The organism is Sphingomonas sp. HITSZ_GF (genome assembly GCF_029543155.1).
Taxonomy (GTDB): domain Bacteria; phylum Pseudomonadota; class Alphaproteobacteria; order Sphingomonadales; family Sphingomonadaceae; genus Sphingomonas.
Window position 1 is genome coordinate 263,250 of sequence record NZ_JARQXA010000003.1, and the last position, 23,246, is coordinate 286,495.

Below are 23,246 nucleotides of genomic sequence, written 5' to 3' on the forward strand. Positions count from 1 at the left end.
GGCATGTCCGCCCCGCCAGTTCCATCGAACGGGGCGACATTGGAAGCGATCAAGAACCTGGTGGGCCAGATCGGCCCCAAGCGGCTGATGCTGATGGGAGGGGTGGCGCTCGCGCTGCTCGCCGCCCTCGCCTTCGTCGCCACCCGCGGCTCGAATCCGAGCATGGGGTTCCTCTACACCGACCTCGATCCCTCGGCCGCCGCGGCGATCACCGAGAAGCTCAAGGCGCAGAATGTCGAGTTCCAGCTTTCGGCCGACGGCACGTCGATCATGGCGCCGCAGGACAAGCTCGCCGAGCTGCGCATGAGCCTGGCCGGCGAGAAGCTGGGCGGCAAGATCGGCTATGAGGTGCTCGACGAGGAGCAGCCCTTCGGGGTTTCCGCCAGCCGCGCCAAGATGAACGAGACGCGCGCGATCGAGGGCGAGCTCGCCAAGTCGATCCAGACGATCCAGAACGTGACCGGCGCGCGCGTCCATATCGTGATGCCCGAGCGCGCGATGTTCGCCGAGGAAAGCCGCAAGGCGACCGCGGCGGTGACCGTGAAGACGCGCGGCCGCATCCCCAGCGAGACCGTCGCCTCGATCCGCTACCTCGTCTCCTCCTCGGTTCCCGAGCTTTCGCCGGACTCGGTCTCGGTCGTCGACCAGACCGGTGCGCTGCTTGCCCGTGCCGGCGATCCCGGCACCGCCAGCGCCGGCGACGCCGACGAGCGCCAGCAGGCCGTCGAGGCCAAGCTGCGCGACGAGATCGAATCCCTCCTCGAGCCGATCGTCGGCCAGGGCAAGGTCCGCGCCGAAGTCTCCGCCCAGATCGACCGTGACCAGTCGCGCGAGGAATCGAACGTCTTCGATCCCGACAAGCAGGTGATCTCGCGCCAGGTGAGCGTGGAGACCGGCGAGCAGAACAACGAGCGCGATGGCGGCCCGCAGACCGCTTCGGTCGGCAACCAGCTGCCCGCCGCGCAGATGGGCGGGGCGAACGGCCCGGGCACCTCGCGCCAGTCGGGTAGCAACCAGACTTCGGAAGACACGACCTACGACAACAGCTCGACCAAGACGATCACCATCCGCACGCCGGGCAAGGTGACGCGCCTGAGCGTCGCGGTGATGGTCGATGGCGGCGAGAAGGGCCTGCCCCAGCCGCAGATCGACCGGCTGCAGCGCCTGGTGGAGAATGCCGTGGGCGCCGACACCCAGCGCGGGGACTCGGTCGTCGTCGAGAGCATGAAGTTCAACACCGACGACACGCCCGCCGACGCTACCGCCGGCATCCTCTCGGCGCTGCCGATGGACCGGATCTGGGGCCTGCTCCAGCTGATCGTGATCGGCGTGGTCGGCCTGGTGGCGCTGCGCATGCTCAAGCCCAAGCCCGCCCCGGTGGTTGCCGCCGCCGAGGAAATGCCGGCCCAGCTGCCCACCCATTCGCCCGAGATGCTCGCGCTCGCCGAGCGCGCCGCGGACGGCGACGTGGAGGCGATGGCCCAGCTCGAAAACATGACGCCCGACGTGCCGCAGCTCGATCAGGAGATCGCGCTCGCCCAGGTCGACGGCCGCATCAAGCTCTCCGCGCTCAAGCGCATCGGGGATGCGATCTCCGCGAGCCCGCCCGAGGCGGCCTCGGTGATCCGCCAGTGGATGAATGCATAGGACCTGACCCATGGACATCGAACCGCACGACATCATCCCGACCGACACGGCGGCCGAACAGCCCGCCCCGGTGTTCGAGGATTTCGACATCCATAGCGGCGCCGAAGTGCCGCAGGCCGGCAGCGAAGGCCTGGAAGCCGTGCACGACGTGCCGGTGCGCGTCCAGGCCGTGCTCGGCCGCGCCCGCATGCCGATCGGCGAGCTGCTCCAGCTCGGCTCGGGCACCGTCGTCGAGCTCGACCGCCGCGTCGGCGAGCCGGTGGATATCTTCGTCAACGACCGGCTGATCGCCCGCGGCGAAGTCGTCCTGATCGACAATGCGCTGGGCGTGACGCTCACCGAGATCGTGCGAGCCGAGCATTGAGCATGGGCCCGATCCGGATGCTGCTGATCGGTGCCCCGGGCACCGAGTTCCGCCGGGCGGCGGAGCTGGCGCAGAGCGCAGGCGCGGAGGTCACCATGGCCGACACGCCCGGCGCCGCGCTGGAGACGCTGCGCGCGCACGGTGCCGACCTGGTGATGATCGACGTTCTCGAGGACGTGGTGCGTTTCCTGGCCGACCTGCGCAGCGAGCGCTTCGTCGTCCCCGTGCTCGCCTGCGGCATTTCCGCCCCGGCCGAGCGCGCAGTGGCGGCGATCCGTGCCGGCGCGCGCGACTATGTGCCCCTGCCCCCGCAGCGCGAGCTGATCGCGGCGGCCATCGCGTCGGTGGTCGAGCGCCAGAGCCAGGTGCGGATCGGCGGCAACCCCGTGCTCGACCGCGCCATGGCGCTCGCCGCCGCGGTGGCGCCGAGCGGCGCCCCGGTGCTCGTCGCCGGCGGCAAGGGCACGGGCAAGGAAATGATGGCGCGCGAGATCCACAAGCTCTCGGGCCGCCCCGATCCGATCGTCTCGATCGAATGCGCCGGCGTTGCCGCCGACGTGCTCGAAAGCGAGCTGTTCGGCCATGAGGCCGGCGCCTTTCCGGGCGCCGCCGCGCGCCGCACCGGCCGCATGGAAAGCGCTGCCGGCGGCACGATCTTCCTGCGCGAGGTGGGTGCGCTTGCCCCCGCCACCCAGGCCCGGCTGCTCGCCGCGCTGATCGAGAAGCGCTTCCGCCGGCTCGGCGGCGAAGAGGACGTGCCGTTCGAGGCACGGCTGATCGCTTCGACCAGCATGGACCTGGAGCTGGCGGTGGAAGCCGGCAGCTTCCGCGAGGACCTGCTGGTGCGGCTGAGCCTTGCCCGCATCGAAGTGCCGCCGCTCGCGGAGCATTGCGACGACATCGCGGCGCTCGCCAACCTGTTCATCGAGCAGTTCGCCCAGGCCGATGGCCTGCCCGCCCGCCCGCTTGCGGACGGTGCGATCGCGGTGCTGCGCGCCTATGGCTGGCCGGGCAATATCCGCGAGCTGAAGGAATGCATCCACCGCGCCTCGCTGCTGGCCCATGGTCCGCGCATCGAAGCCGAGGACCTGACCCGTTCGGACGGATCGCCGCTCGAGGCGCTGGTGCAGCTGCCGGCGAGCGACGGACGGATCGAAGTCGACGGCCTGATCGGGCGCACGGTGGAGGAGGTGGAGCGCGAGCTGATCCTGGGCACGCTGGAGCGCTGCCAGGGCAACCGCACTTCCGCCTCGAGCATCCTGGGCATCTCGGTGCGCACGATGCGCAACAAGCTGCGCACCTTCATCGAGGGCGGCATCGCCGTGCCGCCGGCGGCGTGAGCCGTCCTCGCTGACCCCAAGATAGTGAGAGCAGAATGCCTCCCGCGATCCTGAACCTTCTGAACAAGCTTGGCCTCAACCGCGACATCGCGCTCGCGGGCGGCGTGGTCGCGATCATCGCGATGCTGATCCTGCCGATCCCCGGCTGGCTGCTCGACCTGGGCCTGGCGCTGTCGATCACCGTTTCGGTGATGATCCTGATGACGGCGCTGTTCATCGAGAAGCCGCTGGAACTCAGCGCCTTCCCGACGATCCTGCTCGTCGCGACGATGCTGCGCCTCGGCCTAAACCTCGCCTCGACCCGCCTGATCCTGACCCATGGGCATGAAGGACATGACGCGGCGGGCGGCGTGATCGGGGCGTTCGGCGAGTTCCTGATGGGCGGCGAGGTCATCATCGGCCTGACCATCTTCATCATCCTGATCGTCATCAACTTCGTCGTCATCACCAAGGGCGCCGGCCGCATCGCCGAAGTCGCCGCGCGCTTCAGCCTGGACTCGATGCCCGGCAAGCAGATGGCGATCGACGCCGACCTGTCCGCCGGCATGATCAACGAGGACCAGGCCAAGATCCGCCGCGCCGAAGTGGAAGCCGAGAGCGGCTTCTACGGCGCGATGGACGGTGCCTCGAAGTTCGTGAAGGGCGACGCGGTCGCCGGCCTGCTGATCACCGCGGTGAACATCGTCGTCGGCCTGACCATCGGCGTCGTCTCGCACGGCGTGCCGATCGGCGAGGCCTTCCATACCTATACGGTGCTGACCGCCGGCGACGGCCTGGTCAGCCAGATCCCGGCGCTGATCATCTCGATCGCTGCGGGCCTGCTCGTCTCCAAGGGTGGCGTGAAGGGCAAGACCGGCACTGCGCTCAGCGAGCAGATGGGCCGCTATCCCAAGGCCTTCGGCATGGTCTCGTTCCTGATGGGCGCGCTGGCGCTCATGCCGGGCCTGCCCTTCCTCCCCTTCGCCATCTTCTCGGCCGCCTCTGGCTTCGCCGCGTGGAAGATGAGCAAGAACGCCGCCGCCAAGGCCGCGCTGGAGCGCGCCGTCGCCGCGCAGGAAAAGGCCGCCGAGGCCGTTGTCGAGCAGCCGATCTCGCAGACGCTGGCGATCGACGCGGTGCGCATCGAGATCGGCTATGCGCTGCTGCCGATGATCAACGACGAGCAGCGCGAGCCGCGCCTCGACGACCAGGTGCGCGCGCTGCGCCGCCAGATGGCGACCGATTTCGGCTTCGTGCTGCCCTCGGTCCGGATCATCGACAATATGGCGCTGAAGCCCAACGAGTATGTCATCACGATCAAGGAGACCGAAGCGGCGCGCGGCGAGATCCGCGTCGACAAGCTGCTGATGATCAATCCGGGCGGCGGCCCGGCCGGCCTGCCCGGCGAGCCGACCAAGGAGCCGGTGTTCGGCCTGCCCGCGCTGTGGATCGATCGCGAGCTGCGCGACGAGGCCGGCTTCCGCGGCCTGACCGTGGTGGAGTGCGGCACGATCATCACCACCCACCTGACCGAGCTGGTGAAGGAGAACATCGCCGACCTGCTCTCCTATTCGGAGACGCAGAAGCTGCTCACCGAAGTCCACAAGGACTCCGAGAAGCTGGTCAGCGACATCGTGCCGAGCAAGGTCTCGATCTCGAGCGTCCAGCGCATCCTGCAGAACCTGCTGGGCGAAGGCATCTCGATCCGCGACATCCCGACGATCCTCGAAGGCATCGCCGAGGCGGCACCGCTGACCGCGAACCTGACCCAGATGACCGAGCATGTCCGCTCGCGCCTGGCCCGGCAGATCAGCGCGTCGCAGGTGCGCGGCGAGGCGATCCCGGTGGTCACGCTCTCGCCCGAATGGGACCAGGAGTTCGCCGAGAGCATCCTGGGCCAGGGCGACGATCGCCAGCTCGCGATGGCGCCGAGCTCGCTGCACAGGTTCATCGCGCATGTCCGCGAGACCTATGACCGGCTGGCGCAGGACGGGGAGATCCCGTGCATGCTGACCAGCCCGGCGATCCGTCCCTTCGTCCGCTCGATCATCGAGCGGGTGCGCCCGGCGACGGTGGTGCTTTCGCAGAACGAGATCCACGCCCGCGCCCGCATCCGCGCGCTCGGCACAATCGGCTGATCCGGACCGCTTGGGCCGGGACTCTCCTATAATGGAAAATGCGGGCCCCGACGCCCGCCGTCGAGGCACCTGAATGCAGATAAACAACCTCGGGTTTCCCGCGAACCTGTTCGGCATCGGAAGCGCCGCGCCCACTGCCGGCACCGGCTTCGCGCAGTCGCTGGGCCAAGTGCTCGGCACGCCGAACGCAGACGCCGGGGCCGGCCTTGTGCCGCCGCCGGCCGCCAATGATTCGGTCGCGCCCGCCGCGACGATGCGCATGGCGCAATTGCTCACCACCGCCGCGCCGCTGGCGCCGACGGTTCCTGCCGCTATCGCTATGCCTGAGGCGCAGCTGCCGGCCGCCCCGGCCGTTGCCGGCGATGCGGCCACGCTTCCCGAAACTGCCGTCGCGACGCCGCAGGCGCCGGGCAAGCCGATCGTCCAGGACAAGCCGGGTGCGCCCGCCAAGCCGGATGCCATGCCCGCGACGCTCGAGCTGCCCGCCGATCCGGCGCCGGAAGCGCCGGTTCCCGACGCGACCGCTGAGCCAGCCGCGGAGGAGGCCAAGGGCGCGATCCCGGCAAAGCGCGGGACGCGCCTTGCCAAGAATATCGCAGAGGAAATCCCGGCCGATCCCGCCGCTGCCGATGCACAGCCGGTGGTCGCCGAAATCGTGGCGGTCGCTGCGGTGCAGGCGCCGGTGCGCCCCGAGCTGGCGGTGAAGCCCCAGGCGTCGCCCAGCCGGCTGGTGGGTGACGTGACCGCCAATGCCCGCAAGGCCGATCCCGGCCGCGCCGAGCCGGCCGCCGCGCAGCCTGCCGCCACCGCCGACAAGGGCGATGCCGCGGTCTCGGCGATCGCCGGCAAGGCAGGCGACAAGAACGACAATGCGCCGTCCGACGAGCGCGGCCAGGCCCCGGCCTTCACGCTGCGCCATGACGGGCACGCGACGCCGGCGCATGCCGCGACCGAGACCACGCGCACCCAGGCCGCGCCGGCAGTTGCCGCCGCCGAACCGGTGGTCGCCGCCCGCCCGGGCCATCTCGGCCAGCAGCTCGGTGTCGAGATCGCCCGCAAGGTCGAGACCGGCGAGGATACGCTGCGCGTGCGGCTGAGCCCCGACAATCTCGGCAAGGTGGAGGTGACCCTCTCCTTCGACGATGGCGGCAAGCTCCACGCCACGGTGCGCGCGGAGAGCGCGCAGGCGCTCGACCTGTTGCGCCAAGATGCGCCCGATCTGGGCCGCGCGCTCGACCAGGCGGGCATCCGCGCCGACGCGCAGAGCTTCCGCTTCGAGAGCCGCAGCGACGGCGGCGGCGCGCAGGCGCAGCAGCAGGGCCAGAACCCTTCCGCCGGCGGCCAGCACGCCGGCTCTGACGAAACCGACACGACCGAAACCGCCTATCGCGAGATCCGCGGCGACGGCCAGGTCGACCTCCTCGCCTAGGAGCATCCAATGACCACCGTCACCAACACCACCAGCACCGCCGCGACCAACAGCACGGCGACTGCATCGAGCACCGGCCTCAACGCCGACTTCACGATGTTCCTGAAGCTGCTGACCACGCAGATGCAGAACCAGGACCCGCTGAGCCCGATGGACACCAGCCAGTACACCCAGCAGCTGGTGCAATATTCGCAGGTCGAGCAGTCGATGTCGCAGACGGCGACGCTCAAGGACATCCTGTCGACGCTCGGCACGCAGAACCTCACCCAGGCCTCGTCGCTGATCGGGCGCGCGGTGGAAGCCGATTCCAACGTGGCGGGCCTGACCGACAGCGTGCCGGCCCAGTGGAACTGGACCGCGCCGCGCGACGCCACCACGGTGGTCGCGACGATCAGCGATGCCTCGGGCAAGGTGGTCGACACGCGCACCGTCAGCGTCACCGGATCGACCGGCACGCTGGGCTGGGACGGCGAGACCGCGAGCGGCCGCCAGATGGCCGCGGGTAAATATTCGCTGTCGATCAAGGCGCTCGACAGCTCGGGCACCGAGATCAGCAACACCAGCGTGCACAGCATCGGCACGGTGAGCGATGTGCAGCTCGACAATGGCGCGATCCTGGTGACCGTGAACGGCAACCAGTTCGACGCCGGCAAGCTCACCCGGATCGGTGGTTAACCAGGGACTTACCCTCGGGATTCTCCTGAGGGGAGTCGGTTTGGGCGCCCCTCTCGCGCCCTCTATATTAAGAGAAGAGAGGCGGGCGGGCGTATCAATCCCCTCGCGACCCGCCCGTCTCTCTGCCGGTGCCTGAGGCACCCAGTTTTCCTATCGCTTAAACAGGACGGGCCGGTTCTCCTCCACCGGCTCGTCCTTTTTTTGTGCGCAGCATGGGTAGGCTCCACAGCCGCTTCACGCACAAAAAAACAGGGCCGCGAGCGGCCCTGCTTCCTGTTCCCCGGTACCTGAAGTTCAGGCGTGCGCGGCGCGCAGCACGGCCTGGGTGGGCAGCTGGATGATCTGCGCCGGCGCCAGGCCGGCATCGGCCTCGGCCACCTCGAAGCTCTCGAGCGCACAGCCGGCGATCGCCGCCGGGCTGGTGAGCATCGCGATGCAATCGACGATCGACGGATCCTCGCGCGGGCCGATCGTGTCGAGCACATCGGCCAGCGTCATCCCCGGCGCGGCCAGCGCCCGATCGGCAGCCGCCGACCACAGGGCGCGAACATCGGCCACCGACAAGGTAAGCGATACAGTGTAGCTGGAAGCCCCGGTACCAAACGCCATCTCACTCACGCCCATTTGTCACCCCTGACCCGTTCGTGTGGAATTTGTGCCTAGATGCCGCAAACTCGGGCGGCAGCGTAGTACGGGCAAGCCCGTATGTGTTTTTGCGGATCAATGGACCCGCGCTTCGGCGCGGCGGCCCAGCTCGCGGGCATGCGCGGCAACGAGGCAGAGCTCCGCATAGAGCCGATCCCAGAACGGCGCCGGGATATCGAGCGAGGGCGCGCCCGGCTGATGCAGCGCCAGCGCGGCGCAGGGATCGAGCCCCAGGCGGAAGCGCGTGGCGAAGACGCCGTCGATATGCTCGTCGGGAAGATCGTGCGGCACGGCGAGGCGGGCGGACATGATATAGCCCGACAGCACATCAACGCCGTAGCCATCGAGCATCACCCGGGGCCGGCCGGCCATGTCGGGCCGCTCGAGCACCACCAGGGCGCCGGTGGGATGCTCCTCGACGCTCACCTGCAGGCGGCCACCGAACGCATCCGTGATTTCTCTGATCCTAGGAAACAAGAGCTATTCTCCTCTTGGGATCATTATAGAGGCGTCAACCAATCTAGACGCGCGAACCCGCCGAAACCGTCGCACGGGCACAAAAAAAGAAGGCCGGGACTTGCGTCCCGGCCTTCTCGTCAGGGCTATAGACTCCAGGGAAAAGTCCAGCCTTAACGGAACAGCGACGTGATGGTCGACGGCGCCTGGTTGGCGATCGACAGAGCCTGCACGCCCAGCTGCTGCTTGACCTGCAGAGCCTGCAGCTTTGCAGATTCCTTGGCCAGGTCGGCGTCGACGAGGTTGCCGATGCCGCCCTCGATCACGTCCGAGAGCTTGCTCGTGAAGGTCGACTGCGCGTCGATCTTGCGCGAGGCAGCGCCCAGCGTGCTGAGGCTGGTCTTCAGGTTCGCCTGGGTGGTGGTGATCGTGTCGATCATCGCCTGCGCCGAGGCCTGGCTGCTGATGTTGCCCGAAGCCGAAACGGTGATGACCGAGCCGCCAAGGTCGAGACCCTGGTTGGCAACGCTCAGCGAGTCCGGATCCCAGGTGGTCGAGCCGGTGTTCGAGTCCTTCAGCGACTGAAGGGCCGAAACCGTACCGCCCGAAGCCTTCAGCAGGTTCGTGCCGTTGAAGTCAGACGAGTTCACGATCGTGGTGATCTGGTCGCGCAGCGCAACGAAGTCGCTGTTGAGCGCGTCACGGGTCGCCGTGTCGATACCGGAGTCGGCAGCCTGGTAGGCCTTCGCCTTCATCTGGTTCACGACGTCCGAGATCTGCTCGGCGCCAGCCACCGCCACGTCGGTCACGCTCTTGGCGCGGCTCAGCGACGAAGACACGGCTGCGAGGCCGCCCATGTCGCCACGCAGGCCCTGAGCAATGGTGTACGAGGCCGAATCGTCCTTGGTCGACGCAACCTTCAGGCCGGTGTTGATGCGGCTCTGAACCTGCGACAGGCCCTTGTTCGTGTCGTTGAGGCTCTGGAGAGCCGCCATCGCACCGACGTTGGTGTTAACCGAAAATGCCATTCTACTATCCTTCTTGGATCAAGGGCTGCTTCTGCGGCCCGAACCGGAGACGCCGGTTCACGACGGAACGTGATCGGTACGCCCGCAAGATCATTGTGGGAAAACTTATAGGATGACCCAAATTTCCCCGCGAATTTAGTTGGTTAGCGCGGAGTTAATTCGGGCTGGCAGCTGCTCGGGGCCAGCGAATCCAAGGGCTTAGCCTCATATCGTCATCCCGGCGAAAGCCGGGATCTCGTGCGGCCCCTGCCCCGCGCCTTCGCCTGAGATCCCGGCTTCCGCCGGGATGACGGCTGGAACGAAAATCGCCCCGCAGCCTGGGCTGCGAGGCGATCCTCTTTTCGTCCGGTGACGGGCTCAGAAGGGGAAGAGCGCGTCGTAGATCTGCTGCCCCCAGCGCGCCTGCTGCGCGTCGGTGAGCTGGCCCTTGCCGCCATAGATCACGCGCGCCTCGGCGATCTGCGAATGGCGGATCGAGTTGTCGCGGGCGATATCCTCGGGCCGGATCAGGCCGGTGATGATCAGCTCGCGCATCTCGAAGTTCACGCGGACTTCCTGGCGGCCCTTGATCATCAGATTGCCGTTGGGCAGCACCTGAGTGACGATCGCGGCCATCGTCATGTTGATCGTCTCGGAACGCGCGGTGGTGCCGCCACCGGCGTACTTGGAGCCCGAATTGGTCTCGAGCGCGGCATTGGCATCGGCACCGAGCAGCTTCTTGACCGGGCTGATGTTGAGCAGGCCGCCGAGGCCGCCGCTCTCGCTGCCGCCGCGGGTGCGCGAGGTGTTGTTGCCCAGGTCCGCCTTGTCGGCGATGTTGATCTTGATCGTCAGGATGTCGCCGAGCTTGTTCGCGCGCTGGTCGCGGAACAGCGCGCCGGCGCCGGTGCGGAACAGCGAGGCGTTGCCGCCCTGCGCCTGCGTGGCGGCGACCGGCGTGGTGGCGCGGCCGCTGCGGTCCGCCGGCATCGCCAGCGACGGCTCGATCTCCGGCGCCTCGACCGGCTGGATCTCCGAAAGCTTGGGCGCCTTGCCGACGGCCTTCAGCCGACCGGCCGCACCGCAACCCGAAAGCGTGGCGGCCAGCGCCACCGCGAGAATGATCTTACGCATGCTGTTTTCCCTGCAAGCTATGGCGTGACGATCCGCACGGTGCCCGAGGCCTCTACGACCCCGTCCAAAGTGCGGTTGGTGGCATTTGCGACGACGCGAACCGCATCGCCCTTCGAACCGCCGCCGAGCGCACGGCCCGACGCGGTGATGATCAGCGCGCCGCTGACGATGCGGATCGTCACCGGCTCGCCGCGGCGGACCATCTGCGGGCGCATCAGGTCGCTCTGGCGCACCACCGTGCCCGCAGGCAGGTTGCGCGCGGCTTCCATGCCGGACGCCTGATCGATGGTGAGCGCCCCGCGCGCAGTTGCGGCAGGCCGCTGCTCGACCGCAAAGTCGCCCGCCTCGATGCGGTCGCCCTTCTGCACGGCATGGCCGAGCACCGCGACCGGCACTTCTTCCGGCGCGCCGAGCGCGAGCAGCGCGAAGCTGAGAAGGCTCATCATCAGCGCAGCTGGCTGGTGGTGGCCAGCATCTCGTCGGCGGTCTTCACGACGCGGCTGTTCATCTCATAGGCGCGCTGCGCGGTGATCAGCGCAGTGATCTCGGCCACCGGATTGACGTTCGAAGCCTCGACGAAGCCCTGCATCAGCGTGCCGAAGCCGGGATCGCCCGGGGCGCCGACGATCGGCGCACCCGAGGCCGAGGTTTCGAGGAAGAGGTTGCCGCCCTTCGCCTCGAGGCCGCCTTCGTTGACGAAGGTGGCGAGCTGGAGCTGGCCGAGCGTCTGCGGCGTCGGATCGCCCGACAGCACGACATCGACCTGGCCGGTCTTGGAGACGGTGACGCTCACTGCGTTCTGCGGCACGGTGATGCCGGGCTGGACCGGGAAACCGTCCGAATTGACCAGCTCGCCCTGATCCGACACGCCGAACGAGCCGTCACGGGTATAGCCGGTCGAGCCATCGGGCAGCGTGATCTGGAAATAGCCATGGCCCTGGATCGCCAGGTCATACTGGTTGTCGGTCTGCTGGGCGGCGCCCTGCTCGTTGATCCGGTAGATCGCGCCGGTCTTCACGCCCGAGCCGATCTGGATGCCGGTGGGGCTCTGGGTCTGCGCGCTGGTCGACGAGCCGGGGCGCACGACCTGCTCATAGAGAAGGTCCTGGAACTCGGCGCGCTGGCGCTTGAAGCCGGTGGTGTTCATGTTGGCGATGTTGTTCGAGATCACATCGACATTGGTCTGCTGCGCGAGCATGCCCGTCGCGGCGATGGAAAGCGTACGCATTGGCTAGGTCCTTATGCTCGTTGAGGGTCAGCCGATGCGGCTGAGCTTGTCGATCGCCGACTTGCGCATGTCGTTCATGCTCTGGGAGAGGTTCTGGCTCGTCTGATAGGCGCGCAGGATCTCGACCATGTCGGTGGTCTCCTGGATTGCGTTGACGTTCGAGCCTTCGAGGCCGCCGCTCAACAGATGCGTCTCGCCCGAGGGCAGCTCGCGGCCGCCGGTGCCGTTGAACAGCCCGTCGCCGCGCGGATCGACGCTCGCCTCGTTGAACTGCGTCACGGTGATGCGGCCGAAGGGCCCGCCCGGGCCGTTGACCGTGCCGTCCTTGCCGATCTGGATCTGGTTGGCGGCTTCTGCCGGGATCGTGATCGGCTTGCCGCCCTCGCCCAGCACCTTGTTGCCGCTCGAGGTGGCGAGCTCACCCGAGGGGAGCATCTTGAGCTGGCCCGCGCGCGTATAGGCAGTCGAGCCGTCGGGCGCCTGGACCGACAGATAGCCCTGCCCTTCGATCATCACGTCGAGCGCGTTGCCGGTCGGCTGGAAGCCGCCCTGGCTGAAATCATGTACCGCGCCGTAATCGAGCACGAACGCAGTCTGCTGCGCCGGCTTCACCGCGCTCTCTGTCTTCTCCACATATTCGCGGAAGACCGGCTGCTCGCGCTTGAAGCCAACCGTGTTCATGTTGGCGAGGTTGTTCGCCGCCACGTCCATGCGGCGGCGGAGCGCCGTTTCCTGGCTGAGCAGCACGTAGGAAGAAATGTCCACCGGACGTCCCTCAAAAATTCGGCACTAGGCAACAATTGCCGGGCGCTCCTCCTATAATAGAACGAAATGCACCGACGCGGTGTCGGCGTGCAGATTTCGGAAGGTCACCAGGGAATGTCGTCTCCGGAAATCATCGAGGAGGGCGCGGAGGCTGCGAAGGCGGCCAAGCCCAAGTCGAAGAAGAAGCTGATCCTCATCGGTGCCGCGGCGGGTGTCCTGCTGCTGGGCGGCGGTGGTGCGACTGCCTTCATGCTCTCGGGCGGCAGCGCCAAGGCAGAGACCGCCGAGGGCGGTCATGCCAAGCCGGAAGCCAAGGCGGCCGAAGGCGGCCATGGCGACAGCGGCGGTGAGGCAGAGGGCGGCAAGGACGCCTATCTCGACGTGCCCGCTTTCATGGTGAACCTGCGCTCGCCCGACGGGCAGGCGCGCTTCCTGAAGCTGCACTTCATGATCGTTCCCGGCGACGGCATTGCGCCCGACGCGATGAAGGAGAAGCTGCCGCTGCTGCTCGACAGCTTCCAGCCCTTCCTGCGCGAGCTGCGCCCCGAGGACCTGGCGGGTTCCGCCGCCGTCTTCCGCATCAAGGAAGAAATGATGGTGCGCAGCACCGCCACGCTTGGCGAGGGCCAGGTGAAGGACATCCTCATTCAGGACCTGGTCCAGCAATGATCGATCTCGAGGATTTCGACCTGCCCGATCCGCCGGCGCCCCCGGGCGACATCGGCGGCGGCAGCTTCGACCAGGCGGACATCGATGCGCTGTTCGGCGACTTCGGGCCCACCGTGGGCAAGAAGGGCCTGCGCGCGGTCATCGAGTCCAAGGTCATCAGCCACGAGCGTCTGCCGATGCTCGAAGTGGTGTGCGACCGCGTCGTCCGCTCGTTCGCGAGCTCGATGCGCAACCTCACTTCGGACGGCGTCGACGTGAGCCTGGAGGAAGTGACCTCCACCCGCTTCGGCGAGTTCATGAACCGCGTCGCCCTCCCCGCGATGGTCGGCGTGTTCAAGATCGAGGAGTGGGAGAGCTACGGTCTGGTCACGGTCGATTCCAACCTGATCTACTCGGTGGTCGACGCGTTGCTCGGCGGCCGTGGCGGCGCCGGTTCGCCGGTGGTGATCGACGGCCGTGCCTTCACCACGATCGAGACCGGACTGGTCTCACGCATGCTGAGCCTGGCGCTCTCCGACTTCTCGGAGGCATTCGCGCCGATCGAGCCGGTGAACATGAACCTCGAGCGCATCGAGACCAATCCGCGCTTCGCGGCGATCGCCGGCGTCTCCAACATCTGCGCCACCGCGACCTTCCGCGTCGACATGGACGGGCGCGGCGGACAGTTCACGCTGGTCTTCCCCTACGCCACGCTCGAGCCGGTGCGCGACAAGCTGCTCCAGCGCTTCATGGGCGAGAAGAGCGGCCGCGACAGCATCTGGGAAGCGCATATGGCCGCCGAGGTGCGCAAGACGCGCGTCTCGATGAACGTGCTGCTCGGCGAGAAGGCGATGTCGATCGCCGACCTGCGCAGCCTCGAGATCGGCCAGACGATCGCGCTCCACAAGAGCCCCGACGATCCCCTCGACATCGCCTGTGGCGGCGTGAAGCTCGCCCAGGGCCAGATCGGCCAGCGCAGCGGCAAGGTCGCCGTGCGCCTGGTCAACGACGTTTCCTCCGACAAGAAGGTGAAGCAATGAGCATCGCGCTACTCGCCAACGTGCTGACGATCATCCTGTGCATGGCCGTGCTCGTGCAGAGCGTGCGGATGATGAAGAGCCTGCGTACCGTGAAGGACGGCGCGCTGACCCAGGTGGTCGAGGCGCTGCAGGTCGCCACCGTCCAGGCCCGCGCCGTGCTTTCGGACATGAAGCACACGCTCGGCACCGATTGCGCCCGCCATGCCCAGCTGGTCGAGCGCGCCCGCGAGCTGCGCGACGAGCTGAGCCTGATGACCGGCATCGCCGATTCCGCCGCCGAGCGGATCGTCAACGCGGTGAGCCTGGCCAATGCGCAGCGTAGCCCGTCGGAAGGCGAAGCGGCCGCAACGGCGGAAGCCGAAGCGATTGCCGAAGCCGTTGCCGCGATGGCGGAAGCTGCGTGATGGCACGCCCCTCGCTTCTTCTGCTCACCGCCGGCGTGACCGGGCTCGCAGTGGTCGCCAATGCGGCGACGATCGCGACGGGTGCGCAGGACAACAGCCCGAACACCACGCGGCTGGGCAATGCGATCACCCAGGACATGAACGACCGCGACGCTGCCGCTGCGCGCCGCAAGCGCGGGCTCGACCTGCGCGAGCAGGCAGCCAAGGCGGCATCCGCGCGGCTCGCCGCCGATGTCGAGGCGCGCAAGAAGCAGGACGAGGCGCAGCAGCAGATTGCCGGCGGCCCGAACGCCGCGCCCAGCGGCGCGCCCAACCCGGCGGACTCGCAGTTCGACGAGCTGGCCCGCATCTACCAGGCGATGAAGCCCAAGGCCGCCGCGGTGGTGTTCGAGCAGCTCGACATGGAAGTGCAGATGAAGGTCGCCCAGCGGATGCGCGAGCGCTCGACCGCGATGATCATGGCCGCGATGACGCCCAAGGGTGCCGCAGCGCTGAGCATGGCGATGGCCCGGCGCAACGCGGGCAAGCCGCAGCCGCAACCACAGACGGCAGGGCGCGCTCCGGCCCCGGCAGGCTCCGCGCGGCGCTGAGCCGGACGGCGACAAACAAAAAGCCCATCCCGGCACGCCGCCGGGATGGGCTTTTTGCTGTCCGCTTGCCTTGCCGGCGGAGGATCAGCCGGTGCGGGCTTCGACCTCGACGATCAGGATGCGCACCAGCCCGGGCTCGGCGGCCTTGAGCGCCGCAGTGAGATCGTGATCGAGCCGCTGGGCGTCGACCGCGCGCAGTGCCGAAGCGTTGAGCCGGGCGAATTCCAGCCCCGCCGCGATCGTGGCCGAGCGCAGCACCGGCATCTCGCCGGTCACCTTCTTGGCGGTCTCGTCCGAGCCGGCATCGATCACCAGCTTGAAGGTGAGCGCGCCGTTGACCCGGTCGCTGTCGATGATCGGGACAGTGACTTCCTCCATCGAGACGAGGTGCAGCCCTTCCCCACCGGCGGCGCCGCCGCCCGAGGCCAGCGCGCCGCCACCCGGCAGCGGCAATGCCGCAAGGCCCAGCGCAGCAAGCGTTTCGCGTCGCAAAATCCGTTCTCCGATATCGGTACCCGGCGCGCCGCATGCGCACCCATCCCTCTATAATAGAATGGAATCAGCGAGCAGGTGACAAGTTGAGCTTCGATCAGCGCCCGGGAAAGATGCGTGTCGTCGCAGACGCGGCCAATGTGCGGACGGTTATCGACAACACCGCCCGGCCCGCGCCGCGGGCGACGGCGGCGCCTGCCACGGCCAAGCCGGGGCTGCCGATGCTCTCCGCCATCCTGTTCCTGCTCGCCTGCATCGGCGGCGGCGTGGCGATCGCCGTCATCCGCCCGTTCGGGCTCGGCTGATGCGCACGCTGTTCCTGCTCCTCGCCGCCGGCGCCACCACCGCGACGGCGCCCGCCGCGCACGACGCTGCCCAGCCGGCGGCACCGAGCGCACCCGCCGCGACCATCCCGAGCGCCGCCCTGCCCCGCTTCGCAGCGCAGCTCGCCCAGATGCCGTCGATCACCGGCGGCGAAGGCTGGAGCGGCGTCACCGGCACCGAGGCCTGGCACCAGCTCGCCACCGCCACGTCCGACCAGCGCCAGCTGGTCCGCTGGAACTATGCCAAGGGCCTGATCGGCTCCGATCGCGGCGCCGAGGCGCTGGGCGTGCTCGAAGTGATGCGGCTGAGCGACAAGGACCTGGCGCTGGTCGCCCCCTATCAGCTTGCCCGCGGCGCAGCGCTCACCCTGCTCGGTCGCGATGCCGAAGCGGTGGAATCGCTGGCGGCACCCGAACTGGCAAGCAATCCCGAGGCCTGCGCCTGGCGGATGCGCGCGCTTGCCCATTCGGGCAATGCGGCGGAAGCTGTCGGCCAGATCAACTGCGCCCGCATCGCGATCAACGCGCGCGCCCCGCGCTACCGCGTGCCCTTCATGCTCGCCGCCGCCGGCGCCGCGATCGAGGTCGGCCAGCCCCAGCCGGCGCTGCAATGGCTGGGCCTGTTCAGCGACCAGAACCCCGAGGCGAACCTGCTGCGCGGCCGCGCGCTGCTCGCCCAGAACGATCTGCCCGGTGCCCGGCTGCGCTTCGAGCGTGCGGTGCTGAGCGGTTCGCAGGACGTGAAGGCGGCCGCCCGGCTCGGCATGATCGAAGTGGGCGTGAACGGCCATTCGGTGAACCCCGCCGAGGCGATCAAGCAGCTCGATGCGCTCCGCTTCGGCTGGCGCGGCGGGCCGGTGGAGCAGCGCGCGCTGACCATCGAATATGGCCTGGCCAAGGACCAAAAGGACCTGCGCGCCGAGCTGAAGAGCGGCGCCACGCTGCTGCGCTATTTCAAGCTGGGCGCCCAGGCGGGGCCGATGCTTGCCGAACTGCAGCAGTCGCTGAGCGCGGTGCTGGCGCCCGACAGCGGCGTGCCGCTGCCCGAGGCTGCCGGCCTCTATTGGGACTATCGCGAGCTGGCGCCTTCGGGCGGTGACGGCGACGTGCTGGCCAACCGGCTGGCCGACCGGCTCCAGGCCGCCGGGCTCTACGCCCGCGCCGCCGAGCTGCTGCAATATCAGCTGACCCAGCGCGCGCAGGACGTGGCGCAGGGCCCGCTTTCGGTGCGCGTCGCCTCGCTGCAGATCCTGGCCGGCCGCCCGGACCTGGCGCTCACCGCGCTGCAGACCACCGAGCAGCCGAGCTACAGCGACCAGATGCGCTGGGACCGCAAGCGGATGGAAGCCGTGGCGCTGCACCGGCTGGGCAAGGACGATGCCGCCGCGGCGGCGCTGGACGGCGTGCCCGACGGCGCCGCGGTCCGTGCCGAAATCCATTGGCGTACCCAGGACTGGGGCAGCTTCGTCACCGAGAGCGAGGCCAGCCTGCCGGCGGCCAAGGCGCTCGGCGCACCACAACAGGCCGCGGTGCTGCGCTATGCCGTGGCGCTGGCGATGCTGAACCGCGAGGACAAGCTCAAGGGCCTGCGCGCCCGCTATGCCCCGGCGTTCAAGGGGCTGCCGAGCGCCGCCGCCTTCGACATGCTGACCGCGAGCATCGACAAGATCGATCCGGCCAGGCTCGACGCCGCGATCGCCGCGATCCCCGAGGCAAGCCCGGCCGGCGCGATCGGCGACCTGCTCGACGCGGGCGGCTGAGGGCGTTTTCGTCCAACACCGCGCCGCGAGTCGGCCGGCCGAAAGACACGAAGTTCACGCCAGGGGCGCGTTCCGCGGGGGCCTGATTTCCCTATTTTCTCCAGAACGGCGCGCATCTCGCAACATCCTTGCGCGCGCGCGATCCTATTTTTCCAACATGAAGAAAGAGCGGCCGGAGTCTTCCCCGGCCGCTGCAGCCAAACAGGCGAAATCCTACATTACAAGCGGCGACGACGGTGGAAGCGAAATAGCTCCGGCCCCGCCCTACTTCAGATAGTTGGTCAGGTTCAGGCCCGAGAGCTGGGCGAACACCGAATAGCTCGCCTCGAGCACGCTCTTCTGCTGGGCGAGGTCGACCGCGACCTGGCCGAGATCGGCGTCCTCATTTTCCTGGATCACGTTCTTGAGCACCAGCGCGCGATCCTCGCCGCGGCTGGCGAGCGTATCGACCTGGTTCTGCTTGCGGCCATTCTCGGCATTGACCGCGCGGAGGTCGCCCAGGCCGGTATCGAGCTGCGATACCGCCTGCTTGATCGCGTCCATCTGCGCCGTCGTCGGCTGCGCGCCGATGTCGCCGGCGGCGCCGAGCGAGCGGAAGGCTTCATAGAGCTTGGCGCCGATCTCGCTGGCGCCGATGCCGTAACTGACATCGACGCCGTCGGCGACGCGGGCGTTGGCGCGCACCGTGTCGTTATGGAAGGCGTCGGTGCCCGACGTGGTCGCGGCCTGGGCAAGCGAGTTGACCGAAAAGGGCGCCTGTTCGGTCTGGCTGCCGCCGAACAGCGGCGTGCCGCCTTCGGATGCGTTGAGCGCGGTGCGATACTGATCGAACGCCGTCTGGATCGCTTCCTGCAGGCCGGCCGCATCGCCGGTGCCCACCGCGTTCATCAGGCTGGTGCGCAGATCCGTGACCGCGCTTTCCATCCCTTCCATGTTCGCCTGGTAGAGCGACAGCGTGGTGCCGACGCGCTTCGACACGGTCGACTGCGCTTCCTGGCGGGCGAGCATCGAATGCGCCGAGAGGTTGCGCACGCTTTCGGTGCCGAGATCGGCGAAGGTCGCAGCCTTCTTGCCGGTCGACAGGCGCGTCTGGGTGACCGCCAGCTTCTCCTGCGAGCGCTGGATGGCATCGGCCATGGTGCGCTGGAGCGGAACGGTGGCTACGCGGGTCATCGGTCTTCCCTCTTCTTCTCTTAGCGCATCATGTTGAGGAGCGTGTCGTACATGTCGTTCGCCGTGGTGATCACGCGCGCGGCCGCCGAATAGCTGTTCTGGAGCACGACCATCTGCGAGAGTTCCTCGTCGATGTTGACGCCGGCGAAGCTGTCGCGGCGGTTGACTGCGTCATCGCGCCGCGCCGAGGCATCGGCGAGTTGGCCCTGGGCCTGGCTGGCGTTGAGGCCGATCTTGCCCATCAGGTTGCTGGCGAACGCCTCGACGGTGGACTTGCCATCCTTGCCGAGATCGATCGCGGTGGCGAGCTTGTTGACGAAGGCAGTCGCACCGCGGGTATCGCCCGCGCCGAGCGCCTTGCCGCCGACGGCAACGTCCTGAAGCTGGGCGAGGCCCAGCTTGGACGGATCGGCGAGGACTTCGGAGCGTACCCGCGCCATATCGAGGCCGCTCGACGCGCCGGTGAGGTTCATCAACTGCGAGAGACTGCGGCCGGTATCGAAGCGATCGGTCGAATCCGAGGGGATCGTCAGCGTCGCACCGGCGACGTTTGCCGCCGCCTGGAAGCGCAGGCGGCCGGCATCGTCGAGCGAGAAGGTGCCGAAATTCGAGAGCGGGCTGCTGTTGAGATCGTTGACCACGTCGCCGAAGGTGCCGCCGGCGGCGGGTGCCAGCGTATAGCTGGTCAGTGCCCGGCCCGAACTGTCGCGCAGCACGATCTGCGCAGTCTCGCCCGCAGCGAAGCCGTGCGCGTCGCTCGCTGCGAAACCCGAGGGGACCAGCGCACTGGTATCGCTGCGGACGAGGTCGTTGAGCCCGAAGAATTGCGAGACGCCCTGCCCGGCGCGTGCGCTGGGCGCGGTCGCGTCCTGGCCGATCGCGATGCCGTTGCCGGTGCCGCTGGCGGTGATGCTGAGCGTGCCGTTGGTGAAGCTCGCGGTGCCGGCGCCGCCCAGGCCCGAATTGATCGCCGCGACCATGTCGTCGATCGTCGCGCTGGGACCCAGCGCATCGAAGTCGATCTTGGTGCTGGCGACGAGCGTGCCGTCGGCCTTGGTGACCGCGAAGGTGGCCGCGCCGGTGAAACCCAGCCGGTCGCTGCCGACCATGCCGTTGTTGCGGCCGGTGAGCGTTGCGGGCGGCGGCACGGTGCTGCCGGCGTTCGACACCGCGTTCAGCGCCTGGGACAGACCGGTGAACAAGGTGCCGAGCTGCTCGGAAAAGGCCGGCAGCGCGCGATCGCGCAGATCGAGCAGACCGCCGAGCTTGCCGCCGATCGCGGCGGAATCGATCTGGTCGCCGGTCGCCGCGTCCGGATTGGCGAAGCGGACCTCGATCGGCGGATAGGTCGGCTGCGAGCCCGCCCCGCTGGTGGGATAGGAAAGCTGGCGCAGCCGCTTGTCGAGCAGCACCTGGCCATTGGCACCTTCGATGGTGACGCGCCCGTCCGGCTGATCGCGGACGGTGACCTGCATCAGGCTGCTCAGTTCCTCGATCGCGCTCATCCGCTGATCGGCGGCGCCGCCGGCGCTGCGGCCGAGGCCGGTGGCCTGGGCCACCGTGCCGTTCAGCTCGTAGATGCGCTGGAGCAGCGTGTTGATCTTGTCGACCGAATAGCCGACTTCGGATTCCACATCGGCGCGCAGCTGGGACACGTCATTGTCCATCTGCTGCATCGAATCGATCGCGTCCTGCACATCGGCAGTGAACTGCGCCACCGTCTGGGTGGAGGCCTGCGAACCGGTCATCGCCACGGCCGAGGCCGAGATCTGGTCGAGCCGCGCCGGCAGGCCCGAGGATGCCCCGGGCTGGCCGAGCAGCGACTGCAGGCGATCGAGATAGTTGGAGGTGACTTCCGACCGGCCATAATCGCCCGAGCGGGTATAGACCGTGGCTTCCAGGAAGCGGTCGGCGACGCGGGTGGGCTCGCCCACCACCACGCCGGTGACCTTGCCGCTGACCACGCTCGTCGAGAGGTTGACCTTCTCCCGGGCATAGCCGGCGACGCCGACATTCGCGATATTGTTGGATACGGAACGGAGCCCGGCCTGCGCTGCGGTCAGGCCGGAAACCGCCGTACTGAGAATGTCGGTGAGCGCCATGATCCCCTACGTGTCCGGCGTTAGCGCTTGAGGTCGCTGACTTCGCGCAGCATGTCGTCGACGGTCGTGATGATCTTCGACGATGCGCTGTAGGCGCGCTGGAAACGGATCATGTTGGTGAACTCGCCGGCCAGGTCGACCGTCGAGGCCTCGAGCGCGCTCGAGGTGAGGTTGCCGGCGCCGAGCGAGCCCGGGACGTTCAGCGTGACGCCGCCCGACTGCTTCGAGACGGTGTAGGCATTGCCCGACAGGCGGGTGAGGCCGTCCGGGTTCTGGAAGGTGGCGATCGGCAGCTGGAACACCGCGCGGGTGGTGCCGTCGTCGAAGATCGCGCTGACCGTGCCGGTCTTGCTGATGTCGATCGACGAGAGGTTGCCGAGCATGCCGCCGTCGACGTTCGACGAGATCAGCGAGCTCTCGGTGCCGAACTGGGTGAGGCCGTCGATGCCGTCGTCGCTGCCGATCGACAGGTTGATCGGAACCGAGGCGGCGTTGTTGGTCCAGCCCGGGGTGATCGGATCGAAGAAGGCCGCGCTCGAGCCGGCGCGATCGAGGCTGCCGTCCGGGTTGAACTTGACCGTGCCGCTGGCGAGCACGCCGTTGGTGGCGGTCACGTCGCTGGCCGGGTTGGCGTAGATCTCGCCCTGCCACTCGTTCGGGCCCGTCTTGACGAAGCCCATGGTGATGCGGTGCGCGCCACCCTGCGAGTCATAGACGTCGAACGAGCGCTCGAACTGGGTGTCGACGGTGCCGGTCGACAGATCGCCGACATTGTAGGTGCCGGTATAGGCATCGGTGGTCGACTGGAGATTGGCGCGCGCCTGGATGCGCGTGGTCGGCGAGGCGGTGCCGACCAGGTCGCTGACGCGGACCGGCTCGAGGCCGTTGATGTTGCCGGTGTTGGTATAGTTGCCCGAAGCGTCGAGGCGCCAGCCATAGAGGTACAGTCCGCCGGCATTCTTGAGGAAGCCTTCCTCGTCCGGGCGGAACGAGCCCGCACGCGTATAGGCGACGTCGCCGCTCGCATCGGGGGTCGAGCGCGTGACGAAGAAGCCGCCGCCGTCGATCGCGAGATCGGTGGTGCTGCTCGAGGCCTGGATCAGGCCCTGCTTGGAGATCATGGTGATCGGGGCAGCGTTGACGCCGCCGGCCGAATAGTTGCTCTTCGCGCGGCCGTCCGTCACCATCGTGCGGAACTGGGCTTCGACGCCCTTATAGCCAACCGTGTTGATGTTGGTGATGTTGTCGGCGACCGTCGCCATGGCGCTGGACTGAGCGCTGAGGCCCGACACGCCGGCGTAGAGAGCGGAATAGAGGCTCAAGACGTTAACTCCCGTCGATGCCCACGGAACGCGCGCAGGCCCACGCCTCAATTGTAGGATGACCGCGGCGAAGACCCCAACGAAGCCGCAAATAAGATGTGCTGGGCAAAAATTGCCGGGTGCGGCGCCGGGCGCGCGAAATGCATCCTATAATGCAGCCAAACGAACGAAAGGCTGTTTCCCATGCTCCGCATCACGCTTCGCGACGGCGAGAAGGCGATCGTCAACGGCGCGGTGATCCGCGCGGTGGGCCGCACCCAGATTGCCGTGGAGAACAAGGTGTCCATCCTGCGCGGGCGCGAGATCATGCGCCCCGAGGAAGCGACCACTCCGGCGCGCCAGCTCTATTTCTCGGCCATGCTCGCCTATATCGACCCGGCCAGCCGCGACAGCCACCACGATGCCGTGGTCGGGCTCGTCGGCGCGCTGATCGGCGCATTCGGCGCGCAGGAGGCCAAGTCGGCCTGCATCCGCTTCGCCAGCGAGATCGCCCAGGGCGAATATTACAAGGCGCTCGCCACCGCGCGCGAGGTGATCGCGTTCGAGGACGCCGCCATCGCCCAGCAGGCGGCCTGAGGCCTCAGG

Annotated in this window: 24 protein-coding genes; 13 read left to right on the plus strand and 11 right to left on the minus strand. The window is 68.1% G+C overall.

Annotated elements, in window-relative coordinates; translation table 11 throughout:
• Positions 1-39: 39 nt before the first annotated feature.
• The 6 genes from fliF (at position 40) to P6144_RS10255 (ending at position 7,572) form a co-directional block, all read left to right on the plus strand.
• Positions 40-1,647, plus strand: a complete 1,608-nt coding sequence (gene fliF / locus P6144_RS10230) for a flagellar basal-body MS-ring/collar protein FliF (RefSeq protein WP_277767652.1) — start codon at positions 40-42, stop codon at positions 1,645-1,647.
• A 10-nt stretch (positions 1,648-1,657) separates the two neighbouring features.
• A complete protein-coding gene (gene fliN / locus P6144_RS10235) occupies positions 1,658-2,011 on the plus strand; it encodes a flagellar motor switch protein FliN (RefSeq protein ID WP_277767653.1) in 354 nt (117 codons plus the stop codon).
• Positions 2,012-2,013: 2 nt separating this feature from the next.
• Positions 2,014-3,351, plus strand: coding sequence for a sigma-54 dependent transcriptional regulator (locus P6144_RS10240; RefSeq protein ID WP_277767654.1), 1,338 nt, complete (start codon positions 2,014-2,016; stop codon positions 3,349-3,351).
• Positions 3,352-3,386: 35 nt separating this feature from the next.
• Positions 3,387-5,468: a flagellar biosynthesis protein FlhA gene (gene flhA / locus P6144_RS10245; RefSeq protein WP_277767655.1), complete on the plus strand. Its 2,082-nt coding sequence runs from the start codon at positions 3,387-3,389 to the stop codon at positions 5,466-5,468.
• 73 nt (positions 5,469-5,541) lie between these two features.
• Positions 5,542-6,897 (plus strand): flagellar hook-length control protein FliK, encoded by a 1,356-nt coding sequence (locus P6144_RS10250; RefSeq protein ID WP_277767656.1) that lies wholly within the window; start codon positions 5,542-5,544, stop codon positions 6,895-6,897.
• Positions 6,898-6,906: 9 nt separating this feature from the next.
• Positions 6,907-7,572, plus strand: coding sequence for a flagellar hook capping FlgD N-terminal domain-containing protein (locus P6144_RS10255; protein WP_277767657.1), 666 nt, complete (start codon positions 6,907-6,909; stop codon positions 7,570-7,572).
• 294 nt (positions 7,573-7,866) lie between these two features.
• On the opposite strand, the gene P6144_RS10260 is transcribed toward P6144_RS10255, so the two are convergent.
• The 7 genes from P6144_RS10260 to flgF form a co-directional block, all read right to left on the minus strand.
• Positions 7,867-8,181, minus strand: coding sequence for a hypothetical protein (locus tag P6144_RS10260; protein WP_277767658.1), 315 nt, complete (start codon positions 8,179-8,181; stop codon positions 7,867-7,869).
• A gap of 111 nt (positions 8,182-8,292) precedes the next feature.
• Complete coding sequence (locus tag P6144_RS10265) at positions 8,293-8,694, minus strand: hypothetical protein (protein WP_277767659.1); 402 nt, start codon at positions 8,692-8,694, stop codon at positions 8,293-8,295.
• Positions 8,695-8,846: 152 nt separating this feature from the next.
• Positions 8,847-9,701 (minus strand): flagellin, encoded by an 855-nt coding sequence (locus P6144_RS10270; RefSeq protein WP_277767660.1) that lies wholly within the window; start codon positions 9,699-9,701, stop codon positions 8,847-8,849.
• A 357-nt stretch (positions 9,702-10,058) separates the two neighbouring features.
• Positions 10,059-10,814, minus strand: coding sequence for a flagellar basal body L-ring protein FlgH (gene flgH, locus P6144_RS10275; protein WP_277767661.1), 756 nt, complete (start codon positions 10,812-10,814; stop codon positions 10,059-10,061).
• 17 nt (positions 10,815-10,831) lie between these two features.
• Positions 10,832-11,260, minus strand: coding sequence for a flagellar basal body P-ring formation chaperone FlgA (gene flgA / locus P6144_RS10280; protein WP_277767662.1), 429 nt, complete (start codon positions 11,258-11,260; stop codon positions 10,832-10,834).
• A complete protein-coding gene (flgG, locus tag P6144_RS10285) occupies positions 11,260-12,042 on the minus strand; it encodes a flagellar basal-body rod protein FlgG (RefSeq protein WP_277767663.1) in 783 nt (260 codons plus the stop codon). The genes flgA and flgG overlap by 1 nt, the downstream gene beginning before the upstream one ends.
• 27 nt (positions 12,043-12,069) lie before the next feature.
• Complete coding sequence (flgF, locus tag P6144_RS10290) at positions 12,070-12,807, minus strand: flagellar basal-body rod protein FlgF (RefSeq protein ID WP_277767664.1); 738 nt, start codon at positions 12,805-12,807, stop codon at positions 12,070-12,072.
• Between the two features lie 114 nt (positions 12,808-12,921).
• On the opposite strand from flgF, the gene P6144_RS10295 reads away from it, so the two are divergent.
• Genes P6144_RS10295 through P6144_RS10310 form a run of 4 tightly spaced genes read left to right on the plus strand, consistent with a single transcriptional unit; the run spans position 12,922 to position 15,489 of the window.
• Entirely contained in the window at positions 12,922-13,476 is a 555-nt protein-coding gene (locus tag P6144_RS10295; RefSeq protein WP_277767665.1) for a flagellar basal body-associated FliL family protein, read from the plus strand.
• Complete coding sequence (gene fliM / locus P6144_RS10300) at positions 13,473-14,495, plus strand: flagellar motor switch protein FliM (protein ID WP_277767666.1); 1,023 nt, start codon at positions 13,473-13,475, stop codon at positions 14,493-14,495. The genes P6144_RS10295 and fliM overlap by 4 nt, the downstream gene beginning before the upstream one ends.
• Positions 14,492-14,899, plus strand: a complete 408-nt coding sequence (locus P6144_RS10305; protein ID WP_277767667.1) for a DUF6468 domain-containing protein — start codon at positions 14,492-14,494, stop codon at positions 14,897-14,899. Before fliM ends, P6144_RS10305 begins: the two co-directional genes overlap by 4 nt.
• On the plus strand, positions 14,899-15,489 hold the full coding sequence (locus P6144_RS10310; protein ID WP_277767668.1) for a hypothetical protein: 591 nt from the start codon (positions 14,899-14,901) through the stop codon (positions 15,487-15,489). The genes P6144_RS10305 and P6144_RS10310 overlap by 1 nt, the downstream gene beginning before the upstream one ends.
• An 84-nt stretch (positions 15,490-15,573) precedes the next feature.
• Here the strand turns inward: P6144_RS10310 and P6144_RS10315 are convergent, their stop codons facing one another.
• Positions 15,574-15,981 carry a hypothetical protein gene (locus tag P6144_RS10315; protein ID WP_277767669.1) on the minus strand — a complete coding sequence of 136 codons (408 nt, stop codon included), beginning with the start codon at positions 15,979-15,981 and terminating at the stop codon, positions 15,574-15,576.
• A gap of 113 nt (positions 15,982-16,094) precedes the next feature.
• On the opposite strand from P6144_RS10315, the gene P6144_RS10320 reads away from it, so the two are divergent.
• Positions 16,095-16,286, plus strand: coding sequence for a hypothetical protein (locus tag P6144_RS10320; protein ID WP_277767670.1), 192 nt, complete (start codon positions 16,095-16,097; stop codon positions 16,284-16,286).
• Entirely contained in the window at positions 16,286-18,064 is a 1,779-nt protein-coding gene (locus P6144_RS10325) for a hypothetical protein (protein ID WP_277767671.1), read from the plus strand. The genes P6144_RS10320 and P6144_RS10325 overlap by 1 nt, the downstream gene beginning before the upstream one ends.
• A gap of 264 nt (positions 18,065-18,328) precedes the next feature.
• Here the strand turns inward: P6144_RS10325 and P6144_RS10330 are convergent, their stop codons facing one another.
• Genes P6144_RS10330 through flgE form a run of 3 tightly spaced genes read right to left on the minus strand, consistent with a single transcriptional unit; the run spans position 18,329 to position 22,661 of the window.
• On the minus strand, positions 18,329-19,237 hold the full coding sequence (locus tag P6144_RS10330; RefSeq protein WP_277767672.1) for a flagellin: 909 nt from the start codon (positions 19,235-19,237) through the stop codon (positions 18,329-18,331).
• A 20-nt stretch (positions 19,238-19,257) separates the two neighbouring features.
• Positions 19,258-21,339: a flagellar hook-associated protein FlgK gene (gene flgK / locus P6144_RS10335; RefSeq protein WP_277767673.1), complete on the minus strand. Its 2,082-nt coding sequence runs from the start codon at positions 21,337-21,339 to the stop codon at positions 19,258-19,260.
• A 20-nt stretch (positions 21,340-21,359) separates the two neighbouring features.
• Positions 21,360-22,661, minus strand: coding sequence for a flagellar hook protein FlgE (flgE, locus tag P6144_RS10340; protein ID WP_277767674.1), 1,302 nt, complete (start codon positions 22,659-22,661; stop codon positions 21,360-21,362).
• A gap of 183 nt (positions 22,662-22,844) precedes the next feature.
• Here flgE and P6144_RS10345 point away from each other — a divergent pair, with 183 nt between their 5' ends.
• Positions 22,845-23,237, plus strand: coding sequence for a flagellar biosynthesis repressor FlbT (locus tag P6144_RS10345; RefSeq protein WP_277767675.1), 393 nt, complete (start codon positions 22,845-22,847; stop codon positions 23,235-23,237).
• The last annotated feature ends 9 nt before the right edge of the window (positions 23,238-23,246 follow it).

Bases quoted from the DNA above. Each gene is read 5' to 3' on its own strand.
- fliN (WP_277767653.1), top strand. From the start codon at position 1,658: ATGGACATCGAACCGCACGACATCATCCCGACCGACACGGCGGCCGAA.
- P6144_RS10240 (WP_277767654.1), top strand. From the start codon at position 2,014: ATGGGCCCGATCCGGATGCTGCTGATCGGTGCCCCGGGCACCGAGTTC.
- flhA (WP_277767655.1), top strand. From the start codon at position 3,387: ATGCCTCCCGCGATCCTGAACCTTCTGAACAAGCTTGGCCTCAACCGC.
- P6144_RS10250 (WP_277767656.1), top strand. From the start codon at position 5,542: ATGCAGATAAACAACCTCGGGTTTCCCGCGAACCTGTTCGGCATCGGA.
- P6144_RS10255 (WP_277767657.1), top strand. From the start codon at position 6,907: ATGACCACCGTCACCAACACCACCAGCACCGCCGCGACCAACAGCACG.
- P6144_RS10260 (WP_277767658.1), bottom strand. From the start codon at position 8,181: ATGGCGTTTGGTACCGGGGCTTCCAGCTACACTGTATCGCTTACCTTG.
- P6144_RS10270 (WP_277767660.1), bottom strand. From the start codon at position 9,701: ATGGCATTTTCGGTTAACACCAACGTCGGTGCGATGGCGGCTCTCCAG.
- flgH (WP_277767661.1), bottom strand. From the start codon at position 10,814: ATGCGTAAGATCATTCTCGCGGTGGCGCTGGCCGCCACGCTTTCGGGT.
- flgA (WP_277767662.1), bottom strand. From the start codon at position 11,260: ATGATGAGCCTTCTCAGCTTCGCGCTGCTCGCGCTCGGCGCGCCGGAA.
- flgG (WP_277767663.1), bottom strand. From the start codon at position 12,042: ATGCGTACGCTTTCCATCGCCGCGACGGGCATGCTCGCGCAGCAGACC.
- P6144_RS10295 (WP_277767665.1), top strand. From the start codon at position 12,922: ATGTCGTCTCCGGAAATCATCGAGGAGGGCGCGGAGGCTGCGAAGGCG.
- fliM (WP_277767666.1), top strand. From the start codon at position 13,473: ATGATCGATCTCGAGGATTTCGACCTGCCCGATCCGCCGGCGCCCCCG.
- P6144_RS10305 (WP_277767667.1), top strand. From the start codon at position 14,492: ATGAGCATCGCGCTACTCGCCAACGTGCTGACGATCATCCTGTGCATG.
- P6144_RS10310 (WP_277767668.1), top strand. From the start codon at position 14,899: ATGGCACGCCCCTCGCTTCTTCTGCTCACCGCCGGCGTGACCGGGCTC.
- P6144_RS10320 (WP_277767670.1), top strand. From the start codon at position 16,095: ATGCGTGTCGTCGCAGACGCGGCCAATGTGCGGACGGTTATCGACAAC.
- P6144_RS10325 (WP_277767671.1), top strand. From the start codon at position 16,286: ATGCGCACGCTGTTCCTGCTCCTCGCCGCCGGCGCCACCACCGCGACG.
- P6144_RS10330 (WP_277767672.1), bottom strand. From the start codon at position 19,237: ATGACCCGCGTAGCCACCGTTCCGCTCCAGCGCACCATGGCCGATGCC.
- flgK (WP_277767673.1), bottom strand. From the start codon at position 21,339: ATGGCGCTCACCGACATTCTCAGTACGGCGGTTTCCGGCCTGACCGCA.
- P6144_RS10345 (WP_277767675.1), top strand. From the start codon at position 22,845: ATGCTCCGCATCACGCTTCGCGACGGCGAGAAGGCGATCGTCAACGGC.